Origin of the sequence: Aequorivita vladivostokensis, from assembly GCF_000952855.1 — a bacterium.
Classification (GTDB): Bacteria; Bacteroidota; Bacteroidia; order Flavobacteriales; family Flavobacteriaceae; genus Aequorivita; species Aequorivita vladivostokensis.
Genome location: NZ_JSVU01000004.1, coordinates 1 through 16,193, shown reverse-complemented (window position 1 = coordinate 16,193; position 16,193 = coordinate 1). Strand labels below are relative to the sequence as shown.

15 protein-coding genes are annotated in these 16,193 nt (G+C 43.5%); 5 read left to right on the top strand and 10 right to left on the bottom strand.

The window, feature by feature from the left end; translation table 11 throughout:
• The first annotated feature begins 12 nt into the window (after positions 1-12).
• From MB09_RS07050 to MB09_RS07040, 3 genes are all read left to right on the top strand, one after another.
• Entirely contained in the window at positions 13-936 is a 924-nt protein-coding gene (locus MB09_RS07050; RefSeq protein ID WP_045080208.1) for a DUF6268 family outer membrane beta-barrel protein, read from the top strand.
• A gap of 126 nt (positions 937-1,062) precedes the next feature.
• Positions 1,063-1,416 (top strand): hypothetical protein, encoded by a 354-nt coding sequence (locus tag MB09_RS07045; RefSeq protein ID WP_045080207.1) that lies wholly within the window; start codon positions 1,063-1,065, stop codon positions 1,414-1,416.
• Positions 1,417-1,560: 144 nt separating this feature from the next.
• Positions 1,561-2,094 (top strand): lipid-binding SYLF domain-containing protein, encoded by a 534-nt coding sequence (locus tag MB09_RS07040; protein WP_045080206.1) that lies wholly within the window; start codon positions 1,561-1,563, stop codon positions 2,092-2,094.
• 165 nt (positions 2,095-2,259) lie between these two features.
• Here the strand turns inward: MB09_RS07040 and MB09_RS07035 are convergent, their stop codons facing one another.
• The 9 genes from MB09_RS07035 to MB09_RS06995 form a co-directional block, all read right to left on the bottom strand.
• On the bottom strand, positions 2,260-7,044 hold the full coding sequence (locus tag MB09_RS07035) for an HYR domain-containing protein (protein WP_045080205.1): 4,785 nt from the start codon (positions 7,042-7,044) through the stop codon (positions 2,260-2,262).
• A gap of 50 nt (positions 7,045-7,094) precedes the next feature.
• Entirely contained in the window at positions 7,095-7,601 is a 507-nt protein-coding gene (locus MB09_RS07030) for a phage tail protein (RefSeq protein ID WP_205618093.1), read from the bottom strand.
• A 20-nt stretch (positions 7,602-7,621) separates the two neighbouring features.
• The gene (locus MB09_RS07025) at positions 7,622-8,173 is read right to left on the bottom strand and encodes a peptidase associated/transthyretin-like domain-containing protein (protein WP_045080203.1); all 552 of its coding nucleotides are present in this window, start codon (positions 8,171-8,173) and stop codon (positions 7,622-7,624) included.
• A gap of 216 nt (positions 8,174-8,389) precedes the next feature.
• A complete protein-coding gene (locus MB09_RS07020) occupies positions 8,390-9,331 on the bottom strand; it encodes a YeiH family protein (RefSeq protein ID WP_045080202.1) in 942 nt (313 codons plus the stop codon).
• Positions 9,328-10,461, bottom strand: a complete 1,134-nt coding sequence (locus MB09_RS07015; protein ID WP_045080201.1) for a mechanosensitive ion channel family protein — start codon at positions 10,459-10,461, stop codon at positions 9,328-9,330. The genes MB09_RS07020 and MB09_RS07015 overlap by 4 nt, the downstream gene beginning before the upstream one ends.
• Positions 10,462-10,492: 31 nt before the next feature.
• Entirely contained in the window at positions 10,493-11,392 is a 900-nt protein-coding gene (locus tag MB09_RS07010; RefSeq protein ID WP_045080200.1) for a DMT family transporter, read from the bottom strand.
• Positions 11,393-11,544: 152 nt separating this feature from the next.
• A complete protein-coding gene (locus tag MB09_RS07005) occupies positions 11,545-11,961 on the bottom strand; it encodes a DUF2141 domain-containing protein (RefSeq protein ID WP_052671313.1) in 417 nt (138 codons plus the stop codon).
• Positions 11,962-12,020: 59 nt separating this feature from the next.
• Positions 12,021-12,518, bottom strand: a complete 498-nt coding sequence (locus tag MB09_RS07000; RefSeq protein ID WP_084709053.1) for an META domain-containing protein — start codon at positions 12,516-12,518, stop codon at positions 12,021-12,023.
• A gap of 166 nt (positions 12,519-12,684) precedes the next feature.
• Positions 12,685-13,470 carry a cation:proton antiporter regulatory subunit gene (locus tag MB09_RS06995; RefSeq protein WP_045080199.1) on the bottom strand — a complete coding sequence of 262 codons (786 nt, stop codon included), beginning with the start codon at positions 13,468-13,470 and terminating at the stop codon, positions 12,685-12,687.
• Positions 13,471-13,654: 184 nt separating this feature from the next.
• Here MB09_RS06995 and MB09_RS16510 point away from each other — a divergent pair, with 184 nt between their 5' ends.
• Together MB09_RS16510 and MB09_RS16505 are read left to right on the top strand one after the other, a co-directional pair.
• Positions 13,655-14,365, top strand: coding sequence for a serine hydrolase domain-containing protein (locus MB09_RS16510; protein WP_262987123.1), 711 nt, complete (start codon positions 13,655-13,657; stop codon positions 14,363-14,365).
• The gene (locus tag MB09_RS16505) at positions 14,293-15,219 is read left to right on the top strand and encodes a DUF3471 domain-containing protein (RefSeq protein ID WP_262987122.1); all 927 of its coding nucleotides are present in this window, start codon (positions 14,293-14,295) and stop codon (positions 15,217-15,219) included. Before MB09_RS16510 ends, MB09_RS16505 begins: the two co-directional genes overlap by 73 nt.
• 35 nt (positions 15,220-15,254) lie before the next feature.
• On the opposite strand, the gene MB09_RS06985 is transcribed toward MB09_RS16505, so the two are convergent.
• Positions 15,255-16,022: an SOS response-associated peptidase gene (locus MB09_RS06985; protein WP_045080198.1), complete on the bottom strand. Its 768-nt coding sequence runs from the start codon at positions 16,020-16,022 to the stop codon at positions 15,255-15,257.
• Between the last annotated feature and the right edge of the window lie 171 nt (positions 16,023-16,193).

The following is a 16,193-nucleotide window of genomic DNA, read 5'->3' as shown; positions in this document are numbered from 1 at the left end:
CCTTTCAAACACTTGAAAAAACTGCTACTTTTTACCTTTCTTTTTTCGTTTGGCCTTTCCGCGCAGGAATATGTTGACCTTTTTCGAATGGGTTATGGGCAAACGTTCAACAATAATTTTGAAGGGACTGACAGCAGTACGTATGTCAAGTTTTTTGATGCAGGGTTTACATTTCCTCTGGTTATCAATGAAAATCACGCCCTGATTACCGGCGCGGATTTCAGCAGAAATAATCTTCAGCTTTTTCCCGAGGCCGAGTATACAAGCCTGTACAGTACGAACCTGAAATTGGGATTGGCTTCCACTTGGTCGGAAAAATGGAGTACGACCGTGGTGCTGCTTCCGAAGATTGCTTCCGATTATAAAAACATTTCGGGCGACGATTTTTTCTTTGGCGGTTTCGCCCTGCTGAAATTAAAGCGGAATGAAAATTTGAAATATCGCTTCGGCGTATATGCTTCGCAGGAGGCTTTCGGCCTATTTACCACCCCCATTTTGGGCTGGTATTATTTAAGCCCCAATAAGCGGTTTGAAATGGATATGAGCCTGCCCATTTCGGCAGATGTAAGTTACAAATTGGGGATTACGACCGTCGGGATGGATTATTTCGGCATCGGACGAAGCTATAACGTGCACTACGAAAATTCCTCCACCCTGTACGCCGACCTCAGCTCGTTGGAATTTGCGGGCTATCTCCAGTTCAATGCTTTGGAAGAAAGTGTGCTATTACGGGCAAAATTGGGCTATTCCAGTAATAACTATGAAATGTATGCCGAAGAGGAAAAGATGGATTTGGGCATTTCGGCTTTCAGTTTTGGCGACGATCGCACCCAGTTGAATCCTTCACTAAATGGCGGCTTTTTTCTGAAATTTGAAGCGATTTATCGGTTTCACTTAGAGAGCGATTCCAAAGCCCGAAAAGAAGATTCCAAATAAACTTTAATACATAAAATTCCCTATTCCCACAACGGAAAAAAATTGTTTTTAATTTCCCTGAATTGGGATTATCCGGCTTCGATATTCCGTCTTTTTTCATTCACAAAAAAATTCTATCTTTAAAATATGGAAAGATCCTGTCCGGAATGTGGCCATAAAATCATGGGGCGCGCAGATAAAAAATTCTGTAGCGACTCCTGCCGTAATGCCCACAACAATCAGCTCAACAAGGACAATAAAAACCTGGTCCGCAACATAAACAATCGCCTTCGGAAAAATTATCGCATTCTCGAGAAACTGAACACCGATGACAAGACGAAAACTACCAAAGATAAATTGCTGCGAATGGGGTTCAGTTTTGATTACTTCACCAGCATTTATACCACAAAAACAGGTTCCACTTATTATTATTTATACGATCAAGGCTATCTTCCCCTTGATAATGATTTTTATCTTTTGGTGAAAAAGGATCTTAAATAATTCCGAAACTTTAAGAATATTAACGGCTTAGCCCTCTCTGGGTTTTGATTTGGCAAATCATTATATATAATGTAACACTCTTTTAACCAGCCCGATTTCGGATATAAGGTATCTTTAAACTTCAAACAAAAAAACTACTTTATTATGAAAACGAAAAATCTATTTATGATGGTGATGCTGTTTTTCGGCGTTACTCTATTCGCACAAAATGCGGACGACAAAAAAGTAATTAGCGATGCCCAAAAGGCAAAAGCTGCCTTTCTTGAGGCCAACCCAAAACTGCAAGGCTATTTTGATGATGCAAAGGCATACGCCATTTTCCCAAATGTGGGGAAGGGTGCATTAATTGTAGGTGCGGCATCCGGTAATGGCGCCGTTTACGAACGGGGCGTGCTAGTAGGGATGGCAAATTTAAAGCAACTTGACGTAGGGGCACAAATAGGTGGAAAAGCGTATAGCGAGGTTATATTCTTTAAAACAGATAAAGCCGTGCAGGAATTCATGGATGATGATTTCAGCTTTGGATCAAATGTTTCCGCAATTGCCGCTAATCAAGCGCCACCATCTCTAAACATAACTTATACAGACGGAGTAGCCGTATTTACCTTACCAAAAGAGGGATTAATGGCAGAAGTGTCTGTGGGTGGCCAAAAATTTGATTTTGAGGATTTCGATTAAACCTAATTTCAGAATTAAAAGGTCTCTTTCTAAATAGACTTTTAAAAACCGTTTTAAGAAATTTTATCTTAAAACGGTTTTTTATTTTGAATGGTAGATTAATTAAAAAAGTCGCCCGGGAATTTTCCGGGCGACTTCAATTTAACAATCAACAATTATGAAAATTTATTCTTTTAATAAACGTCTCACTATATTTCCGTCCTTGCCTTTTATCTTTACGTAGTACGAGGCCGCTGCAAGTAGATGGACATCGATTGTTTTCGAAGCTCCCATTCCGCGAAGGTCTTCGGCCAGCACCAATCTACCTCGTAGGTCGTAAATCTCCAATCTCTCCAATTCCTTGCTCTGTGGATTACTTAGATTGAGCACATTTTTGGCTGGAATAGGGTATAGGGCAACACTTCCGAGTTCTGGATTATTATTTGGATTGCCCAATACACTTTCTACTGTAAGTTCAAATTCACAGGTGCCAACGTTTCCGTATTCGTCAGTTGCAGTTAAGGTGATGGTATAAACACCGTCTGGCAATAAGGAGCCCGCTGCAGGATCTTGACTGGTTATTGTTACAGGATCGGTACAGTTATCCATTGCTGTGGCTTCTCCTGTTGCAAAATAATCCGGAACGCTATAGAAAAGATTTCCGGCTCCAGGATCTACTGTCTGGTCTGCAGGACAAGTTACAATAGGAGCCATAACATCAACTGCAGTTACCGTAGCTGTACAGGTGGAAAGGTTGCCGTTATTATCTTGGCTAAAAACCTGAACAGTTATGGGATTACCGATATCAGCACAACTGAATTCTGTTATGTCCACGGCTACAGTAAATATCCCGCAGGCATCATCATTGGAGGCGATTACATCGGAAGGATCCAGAGTTGCGGTGCCATTTGCGCCAATCTCAATAGTAAAATCTTGACAAACGAGCATCGGACTTGTGTTGTCCTCTACCGTTACCGTAGCGGAGCACGTAGCGGTATTTCCATTAACATCGGTTACGGTTAGTATCACTTGGTTTGCTCCAATGTTAGAGCAATTAAAGGTATCGATATCAAGATCATAGCTTACAATTCCGCAAGCATCGGAACTGCCGTTGTCTATATCAGTTCCAGCAATGGTAACAGTACCAGTTACAGGATCAAGTTCTACAGTAATATCTTGACAGGCCACAATGGGTGCGCTAACGTCTTCTACAGTTACTATTGCCGTGCAGGTGCTTACATTTCCGTTTACATCTGTTACCGTCAATATTACATCGTTGTTTCCAACATTGCTGCAATCAAAGGAATTTATGTTTATGGTGGTAGATGCAATTCCACATTGGTCTGTACTACCTCCATCCACATCTGCCGCGACAATACTCGCATTTCCGCTGGCATCAAGTTGAATTGTAATATTCTGGCATACGGCTACGGGAGCCTCATTGTCAATTACTGTAATATTAAAACTACAAGTACTTAGATTTCCATTTACATCGGTAGCGGTAAATTCTACAGTGCTTATTCCTACTGGAAATTGGCTTCCACTTGGTAGTCCAGCAGTTTGCACTACCGTGTCCACACCACAATTGTCCAAGGCAATAGGCATTGGATAGCTTACTGTGGCAAAGCAATTGCCGGCCTCCGTATTAGCAGTAAGGTCTGCGGGACATACTATAATAGGGGCAATGCTATCTTCAACCGTTACTACGGTGGAGCAGGTGGATGTGTTTCCATTTACATCGGTTACCGTTAGGGTTACCGTATTTGGACCTACATCAGTACAGTCAAAGTTGGTCACATCTATCATTGTAGTTGCTATTCCACAATTATCCGTACTGCCGTTTTCAATGTCGGCTACCGCGATTGTTGCTTCTCCATTTGTATCTAATTGAATGCTAAAGGGAGCGGCACAGTTGGCTATTGGAGCTTCAATATCATTAATAATTACGTCAAAACTACAAGTGGTAGTAGTGCCTGCCCCGTCGGTTACCACAAAGGTGTTTGTTGTGGTTCCAACTGGGAAAGTAGCCCCAGAGGGAAGACCTGCCGTTTGTACTGTAGTAGCTCCTGAGCAATTATCGGTACCTACGGGAGCAGTATATGTTACTACAGCCCCACAAATTCCTAAGTCGTTGTCTTGGGTGATATTTGCAGGACAACTAATTACTGGCGGTGTTGTATCAACTACAGTAATAGTAGTAGTACAGGTATCAGTAAGCATTCCATCACTTACCGTAAGGGTTACATTCGTAATCCCAAGCGGATACGGACCAACGGGGCTAACAGTAAAAGTAAGTGGGTCGCCATCGGGATCGCTGGAGCCTCCATCAAAGTCGGAAGCAACTGCATTACCTTGACAGCTGCCATCAGCATTTACTGTTACGGGTTGGCATACCGCTACTGGAGGTTGATTACAAGCACTTAAAGGATCGGTAATGGTAACTATCGAAGTACAGGTCGAACTATTGCCGTTCACGTCGGTTACGGTCAAGGTTACGGTATTTGGACCAATATCTGAACACGTAAATGCCGTCGGGGAAACACTTAAGGAAGCAATTCCACAGACATCCATCGATCCATTATCTATATCAACTGCAGTTATGGTTGCATTCCCAGAGGCATCCAATGCTATTGTTGTATCCTGACATACCGCAGTAGGGGCAGTACTATCTTGAACTGTTACCGTTGAAGTACAGGTAGAAGAATTTCCATTGGTATCCGTAACTGTAAGTGTAACGGTATTCGGCCCGACATCTGCACAGGTGAAACTGCTGGGTGATACCGAGAGTGATGCAACTGCACAATTATCTGTAGAACCATTATCCACATCAGCGGCAGTAATACTTGCGTTACCGGCAGCATCCAATAATATTGTAATATCTTGGCAAGAAGCTGTGGGCGCAATATTATCTTCCACAGTTACGGTTGAGGTACAAGTTGAACTATTCCCGTTTACATCGGTTACGGTTAAGGTTACGGTATTTGCACCAATATTTGCACAGGTGAAAGCCGCTGGAGAAACGCTTAATGAAGCAATTCCACAATTATCGGTTGATCCATTGTCTATATCTGAGGCCGCAATTGTTACGTTTCCAGTAGCATCCAGCTGGGCGGTAAACGCTTGACAAGTGGCAACGGGTGCAACAATGTCTTCCACTGTAACTGTCGCCGTGCAAGTACTACTGTTGCCCGCAGCGTCTGTTACTGTTAATGTTACAGTATTGGCGCCCACATTTGCACACGTAAAGGTATTTGGAGAAACACTTAAGGTGAATGAGCCTGAATCATCACTTGAGCCCCCATCTACATCGGACGCGGCGAGAGTAACATTACCGGTCCCGTCCAATTGTATGGTTACATCGGTACATACGGCTACCGGAGGTGTTGTATCCGGAGGCAATACATTATAACTACAACCCGATTTTGCAGTAGGCACGAATTCATTTATATCGTTACTTGTCCAGTATTGAATGTCATTAATAATTGCTGATAATTCAGCAGCGGTTCCCGTAAGCGGAAGACCACCCGGGACTGAGGTACAATCAAATTGCCAATTATCGACTTCGGTGTCTGGCGTTCCGGCCACATAAAGTCTTATTGCATTTACACCATTTGTCAATTGATCTGGCAAGGACGATGTTGTGCTTGACGTATTATCGCCATCCCAATCGGCATCGGTAGTGCCGCCTGGATCTACGTTACTATGTATTCCTGTAATAAAAGTAGGTGAAGCAGCTGTACCCTGATATGCGAAAAGTTGATCGCCAATGGAGGATAAAATACTTCCAGTCATAAAACTTCCCGGCAAGGTTACAATATCGCCCGCGCTCATTGCAGAGGAGGCATACCAAGTTGCACTACCATCCCCTCCTCCTACACAGGTTATTGTATTCGGATTTGAAACCCCGCAATCAGTAAATTTTATATTGGTTCCTGCAATTATATCTTTTAAAATAATAAATGCAAATGAATCATTCCCGTCAAGATTAAACCCTACGAAAGCGATATCCCCTGGGTTCAATGTTGTTGAGGGCGGTTCATTTACGGTCACGGATATAGTACAGGAAGCACTGTTCCCTGCCTCGTCCGTAGCAGTAAGCACAACAGAAAAAACACCAACGCCCACCATTGTTCCGGCCGTTGGTGATTGTGTAATAGTAATGTTTGCTGGTATCGAAACATTATCTGTGGCGCTGGTTCCGCTTACCAAATCTGGAATTGCAGCCATTCCATCTACGCCAGCGGTAATGGGTGGAGGAGTTGGCGCGCAAAATATTTCAGGAGGAGTGGTATCTCCACCTCCGCTAACCGTAAAAGTACATCCGCTTTCGAGTGCGGGATTATAAGGTGTATCGTTATTGCTTCCCCAATTCGCACGATTGTTTACAATTGCGCGAATTTGTGCGGGTGTTCCCGCAACGGGGCCTCCTGCGGCAACACAGCTGAACTGCCAGTTGTCCTGTTCGGGAACCAAACGAACGGCGGTTACGCCGGTCACCAAAGCATTTGGAAGGGCCGATGTTGAATTGGAGATTGCCGCACCATCCCAGTTTGCATCATCTCCAGAGCTATCATTATACTGTAATCCAGCAATAAATATCGGAGCTGCCGTGGAGCCTTGGATAGCAAAAAGCTGATCGCCAATGGCGCTATAAGCAGCCGGAAATAGAGGGCTCATATCTATTGTAACAACTTCGCCGGCAGTTCTGGCTATACCAGAGGTCCAGGTGAATTCACCATCGCCATTAACAGCAAAAAAGCCGGTGCCGTCATTCCAGCCCATATCAGTAAAAATGATAGTGGTTGCGGCGTCAATATCCTTTAGGAGAACAAAAGCCACAGTATCATCGGCATTTGTGGCTCCATCTGAATTACTTCCTACGAAAGCAATATCACCTGCAGTCAGAACGGTTTGGCTAAAACCTACGGTGGATATCAATAACGCAATAAGCAGTAGGGTAATTTTTTTCATGGTTTTTAATTTTACTAGTTTATTTGGGGGAACATTAAATTTGGAAAATTTTAATTTCTAGATGGAAAAATACCCACTAAAGCAATACAGTAATTAATACACAAGAATGGATTTTTTACGGGAAAAGGTTGATTGTTACCTGCTAATCCGATGGCGTTGGGCGCCATGGATGTATTTTGGGAAGAAGCAAAGGCATTTGTCCCATCTCCGGCAATAAATGTTCCCGAAGGATTATCGGAACTTCCTTCCTCAGCTGCCAAAAGGGGGTGCGTATGGGAGGGCATGTTTGTGCTTAAAAGCGTAACGCTATCCGTACCTCCTGTTTGACCCATAACATAGTTCGGCAACCCCGGCCCTTGGCCCATATGCAGAGGGAATCTTCCACGAAGGTCAGGAAGACCAAAGGTGGTTCTGCCGTCACCGCCAAATTGGGTGCCCAGCAAAGAAAATAGTGCCGTATTTTGGGATATTGCCAATAATTGGCCGTTGCACATGGCCCAGCCCCTTGGCGCAAAATTGAATCCGAAAGCTTGAATTTGTCCGATAAATGGTTCCATAATAGATAGTTTTGAATTGGTTAAATTGAAATATTGAATTGAATGTGTGTTTGATCCATACTAACTGTTCTCTCGGGAAATAGTTTTGTTCCCAATTTTTGGTTTCTTTCCCAATGTTCACTGGTTATATGTGCTCCAGAATTATTAAGGAGCAATTCTGTAAAACTGGTCTTTTCAGTACTTGAAATCTTAAAATAGATACGTGCATTTTTTCCTTTTTCCCTATTTGGAAAATCGGTTATGAATTCATAATTGCCCTGTTCATTAGCGATGATTTTTGCACGATGCCGATATTTCGCAGAATTTGGGGAAAGATGCCAAACCTCCACGGTCGCATTGGTAACAGGTGTGACCCCATCGCTTTGATAAATGGTTCCCCTAACGGTAACCGGATTTAAACTTAAAATACCTGAGCGTAAATCGGTCTTTCTTTCAGCATAGGGATTATAGCCTAAATATGGACTGGCATCACTATTGAAGGCCGTTGTAATTGTAGGTGAAATAACCGCTATCCCAGTTATGGCAAAAGCAGAATTGCGCAGAAAAAGTCTTCGCGAGGTAGTGTTTTTCATAAGTGATTAGTTGGTTTTTGAGGAGTTATTCACATAAAAAGCAAGACCTTAAAGGCCGTTGAATAAATTTTAAATCCTTAAAAATTTGTTAACGCAAGTTATTGGTTTTTTTTCTAATCACTATACGTAGTACTACGTAAATTGAATTCTAAATTTTGAGGTATGTTATAATTGAAGTTATGGATCCAAACTTAGGTACTGTTTATTTCGAAAAATTTAAAGCACAAGGATTACCAAAATAGCACTTACGGAAATAAAAACCCATAAAGAGAAGCCAAGAATCATAGGCTTCCAGCCCGCAGATTTAATTTTATCCATCGATAGCCCCGCGCCTATCAAAAATAACGTGAGGACCAGTAATGACTTGGAAATGCTCGTGATGCCAGTGGTCAATATTTCGGGAATGGGCAAGTAGCTGTTCAGGATTATTGCCAAGATAAAAAGAAAGATAAAATAAGGAATCTTCACGCTTTTCCCTTTTCCCTTAAAGAGAAATACCGAAAGCAGGGAGAGGGGAATTATCCACAGGGCCCTTGCCAATTTTACGGTGGTTGCCACTTTTAGTGCTTCTTCGCCAAAAGTATAGGCAGCGCCCACTACCGAGCTGGTATCGTGAATGGCAATGGCACACCAAAGTCCAAATTGATGCTGGTTCAAATCCAGCAGATGTCCCAGCGGCGGAAAAACGATCAAGGCTATGGAATTCAAAAGAAATATTACCCCAAGCGAAATGGAAATATCCTTTTCCGAAGCATTGATAACGGGAGAAACGGCAGCAATTGCACTCCCACCACAAATAGCCGTTCCGGATGAGATGAGATGGCTGCTCTTTTTGTTCATTTTTAGAAGTCTTCCCAAAAAATAGCCCAGAATCAAAGTTGCGGAGATTGAAAAAACGGTAAGCAAAAAACCATCTTGTCCGGCGGCCAAGGTTTCCTTTAAGTTCATTCCGAAACCCAAACCTACCACAGCTATCTTCAACAGCCAGTTTACCGCTTTGCTGTTAAGCGTAAGAAAGGGGTGGCCCAAGAAATAGGAAAAGAGAAACCCGCCCACCAAGGCCACGGGGCTGCTCACATAACCTAAAATGCAAAGTACCATACAGATTATAAACAGTACCTTTACGAGTGTTTCATTCTGCCGGGCCCAGGATTTCATGCTTCAGTTTCTTTTTTTTCAGGATTATCTTCGGTGCGCTCAGGCTCCGAGGCTGTATTTTTAAAAACCACTGTTCTATAGGGAAAGGGTATTTCTATTCCCTCCCTGTCAAAACGTTTTTTTATGCTTTCCAATAAATCACAGCGCATGTTAAAGGAATCGGAATAATCGCGGGCCCAAACCCAAGCCCTTATAGTAACTGAGAAATCGTTAAGCGAAGTGAGTGCCACCCGCACAATGGGCTGGCCGTCCAGTATTTCGATTTCCGAGCGATTGTCAAGAATAAGCGGATGGCGCATGCATTCTTCCTGCATGATTTTTTTTGCCAGATCAATATCGCTATCATAGGAGATCCCTATTTCAATACGGTCGCAGATTTTAAGTTCGCCCAGATCGTAGTTTATCAGCTTCTCCTTGTTTATAATGGCGTTTGGGATTACAATCATTTTGTTCTCGAAATTTCGGATTACGGTATGCCGAAGGGTTATATCGGTAACCGTTCCCACCATGGTATCGGTAACCTTGATAATATCGCCAATTCTGAATGGTTTAAAGGAAATTATAAAGACCCCGCCCACAAGGTTGGCCAAAGCCTCCTGTGAGGCCACACCTGCAATAAGGGCAATAACCCCCGCCCCACCTAGGGCGGTCTGCGCCACGCCTTTTAAGGACGGAAAGGCCAAGAGCGCAAAAAGGACCCCGACGCTATAAATACCGATGATGGCAACGTATCTTAAAAATTTAAAACTGGTGGGATCTTCCCGGTTTTCTATTTTTAAGTTAATCCGCATTCGGAACCACATATTGGTTGAAGCTGCCGCTACTATGGTAATGATGGCAACCACTGCCAGATAAAGTATCAGCTTAAAATTCTGCTGCAGGGCGTCCTCCCTTTCCTCGCCCACAAATAGGGAAACCAATAGAATTATTCCCAATACCAGCCACAGGGCATTCAATATCCGCTTTACCCAGTTTACGGCTTTTGGGCTTTCGCCGGGATATTTCTTCAATTCCTGCTTTAATAGCCATTTATGCAAGAGATTGGTCAAAAACCGCAGTACAAATACCGACGCTATAATAATGGCAGCGTAAAGAATATCCTCCTTATAAGTTTCGAAAAATGCAGTCATAGTGAACAGTCACTTTTTTTAAAAGTTAATTTTAAGGGGCCGAAGTTTGCATGCGTATCCTCTTTTCCTTTATCAAATAAATTCCCCACAAGATAAGCAATCCACCAATCACATACCAAAGACTGAAACGCTCCCCATCCAAAAGGCCCCAAATGACTGCCACTAATGGCAAGAGATAAGTAACCGTGCTCGCAAAGACCGCCGAGGTTTTTTGTATCAATTTATAATAAAGAATCATCGCTATTGCTGTTCCAAATACGGTTAAAATACTCAAATAACCCAGAGCCTCCACAGTTTCAGAACTGGCAAAGTTATGATCGAAGAATCCAGAAAAAATTAAAATGAACAGCGACGGCACCATCCAAATTCCAAATACCGCCCCCGAGAGTTGTACCGACGGAATATGCGATAGCTTTTCTTTAATAATCAAACCGGACATTCCGTAACAGGCGGTGGCCAAAACAACCAGCAGGGCATAACCCAATTGCGATTCCTGGGAAGTAGTTTCAGAAAAGTACATCAGCAACACGGCGCCCATAAAACCGATGATCGCGCCAAAATATTGCAAGCCCTTACTCTTAATTCCGAAGAAAAGATAGCCGAGGATTAAAACGAAAACCGGAACCAGGGAATCTAAAATTCCCGCCATGGAACTACTAACGCGCGTTTGTGCTATGGGGAAAAGATACATCGGCAAAAAGTTCCCGAAAAACCCGGTCAAGGTTACCCAAAAAAGTGATTTTCTGTCCATTTTCCTCAGTGCGGAAAGGCCGAGATAGCCTAATAGTATTCCTGAAACCGCAACCCTAAAGGCGCCAATTTCATAAGGAGTAAAAACGAATAGGGATTTTTTTATCAAAATGAAGGAACTGCCCCAAGTAACGGCAATTACCGACAATAAAATCCAACGGTTTTCATAAAATCTTTCCATTCGGCCACAAAGATAAAGAGCAATTGTGGGGACAATTGCTCTTTAGTGAAAATTTTCGTTTTTATTTTTTGCAAACGCCCGCTACCCGCAAGTGTAAAGCAATAAATGGGATATTTAATTTGAAGCTAAAAACATAAAATAATTTCTTCCATTTAATTTAACAGTTTAATGGATAGCTGCTTATCATCTTTTAATTCAAACCGGCAATCCTCAAAATCGGGAGCTGAAAAGAGGGGTTTAAAATTGTTGGAAAAGGCATACGGCTCCTTCGGGATACCGAACATGTTTCGGTCGCAGGTGTCATTGTCATTCACGTCGTGGTAGAGGGAGATGGCGTAATTTCCCTTTGGTAAATTTTTAAAAGTGAAAGTTTCCGAAGAAGACTTCACAGGAATGTTCACACTGCGAAATGCCTGGTCGCGCTCCAAAAAACGATCGCCCTTGTCAAAGAGACCGATACGCAAACTGCCTTCGGGAGTTTCAATATCGGTAACGGTTACGGTAAGGGTAAAATTTTCGGGTTGCGCTGGCATTATTGCAAACCAGGCAAAGAGTATCCAATGGATCATAGGCGTTTAAAAGTTTTAAAAAATTATAACCCCACTTAATATAAAGGCTTGAAACTTTCTTATTCCTCGGTGGTTTCAGTGGCATTTGCCATGCCGTCATTTGCAGCGTGCTTAAAAACTGCCAACACGTTGTTTGTGGAATCGAGTAGCGTTAAGAGGTTGTCGTCCAACTTCAATTTATTGGCTTGTGAAAATTTTTCGAAATACTCCTGTTCATTAATTACATTGCGGACGCAGGCCATTTTTGTACTGCCCATTTTCGAAAAGGTAATCTCGGAACCATTGCGAACATAGGAGCCAAAAAAGTTATTGCAGCCCGCAAAGCCGTTGATTTGGTTTTGGTTGGAATTGAAAGCGAAGCCAATTTTACGTTCGCCCTCAGCGGGAGTTTTTATGGCGGGCACGCCAGCCATTCTTACCAATTCCCAATAACCGTTTGCCAAGGCTTCTTCGGTGGGCGGAGTGGTTTTTGCGGCTGTGTCAGTGGTTTTAGTAGTGCCGCAGGAATACATTGCGAAGGCGGCAAATAGAACGATCAATGCTTTAGATTTCATCATGATTTTGAGGTTTAATGGTTTTTTGGGAAGTTTAAAGTTTCCCTGTGTGCAAACTACATATCTATTTTAGAACCTTCTCTTATGGAATCGCTAAATAAAACGAAATGAAATCATAAATTATACGGCGAAATGTGCGGTTTCTTTTGAAAATAACATTATAAAAAACTTAATTGTCTCCATTCTCCGATTGGTCAACGCGATCTGCCTTCTGTTTTTCAATGCGTTCTTTTTCCTTTTCCACATATTGCTGGTGGGAGAGGGAAGCTACAAAATCTTTCTTTCTACTGTATAGATTTTTGATTACTTCAGCCTTGCCGTAAATGGTGATCACATCCTTGGGCAGGATTTTAAAACTGCCGGTGGGCGAGCCAATGTATTCACAGTCCTGCCTGTCTATCCCCAGCACGGTTATGCCTTCGTGCCGCAGATCCAATTCCTCGAGGGTTTTATTGGCCATCCAGCTTTCCGCATCAATCTTTCGTTCGCTTATCTTGTAATTGTCCTTAAAATGTAGGACCGCGGCAAAATCCTGAATATCCAGATCGGTATAGCGCTTCAGCATTTTGTTGATGATTTTTGAAAGTATTTTATCCAGCCATTCGCTTTTAATGGCAAACCAGACCAAGGTCATTCCCACTATGACAATCAAGAGTCCATAAAGTTTGGAAGCGAGGGTCTCGGGCAGCACGAACGTGAGGATGAGGGACGACATAACCGTTACGATTCCGGCATTACCAACCAGCATGAGGGTAAAGATAATTCTTCGCCGCACGGGATGGTTCATTATTTTTTCCGATTCGGAAGTGGTAAAACCAGCGCCGGTATATGCAGACCGGGCCTGAAAACGCGCGCTCTGGGTAGAAAGCCCCGTGTGCACCAAGGCGATGGTGGCAATTTTTGTGATCAGGGCCGAAAGGGAGACCACGAGAAATAAGGTTATCGCTGCAATCATTTCCCCAAAAATACTAAGAATCGGAAAGGGACTGGGCCGTGTTTTTAAAAATTTATGAAGTCTCCCTTTGAATATTCTTTTGAAACGGAATGTTTTTGTGGTTAGGTATTAATTGCAATCGCAAAAATTTATAACTTGACGTCTCAAATTAAAAGCCGATACTTCTTCCAATAAAATTGTTCTTATGAAAACCATTTCACTTAAAGCCCTATCCTTCATTCTTGTTTTTTCATTTCTTAACCTCTCCGTACAGGCGCAGGTTTTGAGCAGTTCGCAAATTGACAGCCTGGTGCAGAAAACAATGAAAACCTTTGACGTGCCCGGAATGGCGGTGGCGGTCTTGAAGGATGGCAAGGTGTACCATAAAAACACCTACGGGGTACGGTCGCTAAAAACCAACGAGCCGGTGGATGAAAATACGCTTTTCGGCGTGGCTTCAAACACCAAGGCCTTTACCACGGCGGCGCTGGCACAGTTGATTGACCAGGGCAAGTTGGGCTGGGACACCAAGGTAACCGATATTATTCCCGAATTTAAACTATACGATCCGTATGTAACGGCGGAATTTACCGTCCGCGATTTGGTAACCCACCGCAGCGGCTTGGGACTTGGCGCAGGCGATTTAATGATTTTTCCGGCAAACAACACTACCACCAAAGCTGAAATGATCCACAACCTGCGCTATCTAAAACCTGTGTCGTCCTTCCGCTCGCAGTTTGATTATGACAACCTGCTCTATATTGTGGCGGGTGAAATCGTGGCGCGGGTTTCTGGCAAAAGTTATGACGATTATATTGCGGACAATTTCTTCAAACCTCTGGGATGGACCGTTCGCTGCTTTCCCTTCCGGCCATTACGGCCGATAACAACCGTATTGACGGCCATGCGCCCGTAAACGGGAAACTGGAAATTACGGGCAATACCTTTACGCAGCTCGCCACGCCTGCCGGGGGCATTTATGCCTCCATCAACGATATGGCTACTTGGGTGCAGGCGCAATTGAACAAGGGAAAGTATGGCGAAAAACTTCAGGATAGTCTTTTCAGCAAAAAAATGCACCGCGAAATGTGGACGCCCCAAACCTTGTTGCGAAGCCGCGGGCCCTACAATACCCACTTTTCTGCCTATGGGCTGGGCTGGTTTCTCAGCGATGTAAACGGCTATTTTCAGGTAATTCATACAGGCGGGTTGCTGGGCATTGTGAGCCAGGTAACCTTGATTCCCGAGCTTGAACTTGGTATTATCGTGCTTACCAATCAGCAGAGTGGCGCCGCCTTTAACGCCATTACCAATTCCATAAAGGATGGCTATTTCAACATACAGGGCGAGGACCGGATACAGCAGTACAATGAGCGCCGTTTGGCGGGTGAACGGGCTGAAGATAGCATTACCGCAAAGGTGGAGGCCGATATAGAAAAACAGCTAAAGAGCAAGGATGCCAAACCAAAGCCCGAAACCGTTACCGGCACTTATAAAGATCCGTGGTTTGGAAAAGTAACCATTAACGAGCAAAACGGAAAATTGCGGTTTAAGGCTGAAAAATCATTGGATTTAATAGGAACCCTTACCTTTTATAAAGGGACCACCTATGTGGTGCGCTGGGACGATGCCTCGCTGAAGGCAGATGCTTTTGTGAACTTTGGGCTAAATACCGAGGGGAATGCCAAGGGTTTTACGATGAGCGCCATTTCGCCCTTAACGGATTTTAGCTATGATTATCAGGATTTGGACTTTGTGCGGGTGGAGTGAAGGTCGCAGGGTTGCAAATTAGGAGTTGTGTACCGTTAATCAAACATGAGTTCCTCGTAATTTACTTTGTCTGAAATCTCTGCCACGTTTCCGGGATATTCCTTTCCTCTCAGTTTTGCGACCGTATGGGCCGTTAATTCGTCTTGAGGATATTCCCTTATCAGGTTTTGAATTTGCTTAATATCCAGTTCATCCTCAATTGGAGCGAGCCATTTGTCCTCCAATTCCCTGGGTAGAATTACCGGCATTCTGGGCCCTTTTAATTTCGGGTTGTTATGGATTTTTGCCATCAACGCATTTCCGGTGGTTGTTACGAGCGAAAACGTGTTGAGTATCCCGCCGCTTTCGGGATTTCTCCATTCGCTCCAGAGTCCTGCCAAGGCCATAGGTTGGCCATCCTTCCGATATACAAAAAATGGGTACGTGTTGCCATTAAAGTGATGGTGTTCATAAAAACCATCTACATACACAATGCATCGGTTGTTTTTTGCCGCGGTCCTAAAGGAAGGTTTTTCAAAAATGGTTTCCCCGCGGGCATTGAGGGTGTTGTTCCACTGTTTTTTAAGTTGCTCCTCGTCCCGCACCCAATGGGGAACCAGGCCCCAAGTGGCCACCTCCGGAAATTGGGGGGACCGGTCTGTATAGATTAAAAGGTCTGGGTGGCTGAACCCAGAGGTATGATAGATGGGCAAATCGGTTAAGGGGGCGAGCTTTTCTATGATTTCTTCAACGGCCTGCGCGTCTGCACGGCGTCTTGCGCGGTGCAGTTGGGCTTCTAGACTGGCTTTAATATCGTAGCACAAAATTTAATTTTTAAAGGTATAAAACGGTCTCGTGTAACCGTCAATTACCGGTTAAATTAGCGTTTACTTTCGGTTTAGCACACACATTAGCTGTAGCGTTTTTTTTAATCCCATAATTTTGGTCTATCAATTTTCATTGCTCTTAAATACGACAAAAATTGCCCTGCATGA

Coding starts and splice junctions, on each gene's coding strand:
- MB09_RS07005 (WP_052671313.1), bottom strand. CDS start 11,961: ATGATCCATTGGATACTCTTTGCCTGGTTTGCAATAATGCCAGCGCAA.
- MB09_RS16510 (WP_262987123.1), top strand. CDS start 13,655: ATGAAAACCATTTCACTTAAAGCCCTATCCTTCATTCTTGTTTTTTCA.
- MB09_RS07000 (WP_084709053.1), bottom strand. CDS start 12,518: ATGATGAAATCTAAAGCATTGATCGTTCTATTTGCCGCCTTCGCAATG.
- MB09_RS07030 (WP_205618093.1), bottom strand. CDS start 7,601: ATGGAACCATTTATCGGACAAATTCAAGCTTTCGGATTCAATTTTGCG.
- MB09_RS07035 (WP_045080205.1), bottom strand. CDS start 7,044: ATGAAAAAAATTACCCTACTGCTTATTGCGTTATTGATATCCACCGTA.
- MB09_RS07040 (WP_045080206.1), top strand. CDS start 1,561: ATGAAAACGAAAAATCTATTTATGATGGTGATGCTGTTTTTCGGCGTT.
- MB09_RS07025 (WP_045080203.1), bottom strand. CDS start 8,173: ATGAAAAACACTACCTCGCGAAGACTTTTTCTGCGCAATTCTGCTTTT.
- MB09_RS16505 (WP_262987122.1), top strand. CDS start 14,293: ATGGACCGTTCGCTGCTTTCCCTTCCGGCCATTACGGCCGATAACAAC.
- MB09_RS07015 (WP_045080201.1), bottom strand. CDS start 10,461: ATGACTGCATTTTTCGAAACTTATAAGGAGGATATTCTTTACGCTGCC.
- MB09_RS06995 (WP_045080199.1), bottom strand. CDS start 13,470: ATGATTGCAGCGATAACCTTATTTCTCGTGGTCTCCCTTTCGGCCCTG.
- MB09_RS07045 (WP_045080207.1), top strand. CDS start 1,063: ATGGAAAGATCCTGTCCGGAATGTGGCCATAAAATCATGGGGCGCGCA.
- MB09_RS07020 (WP_045080202.1), bottom strand. CDS start 9,331: ATGAAATCCTGGGCCCGGCAGAATGAAACACTCGTAAAGGTACTGTTT.
- MB09_RS07010 (WP_045080200.1), bottom strand. CDS start 11,392: ATGGAAAGATTTTATGAAAACCGTTGGATTTTATTGTCGGTAATTGCC.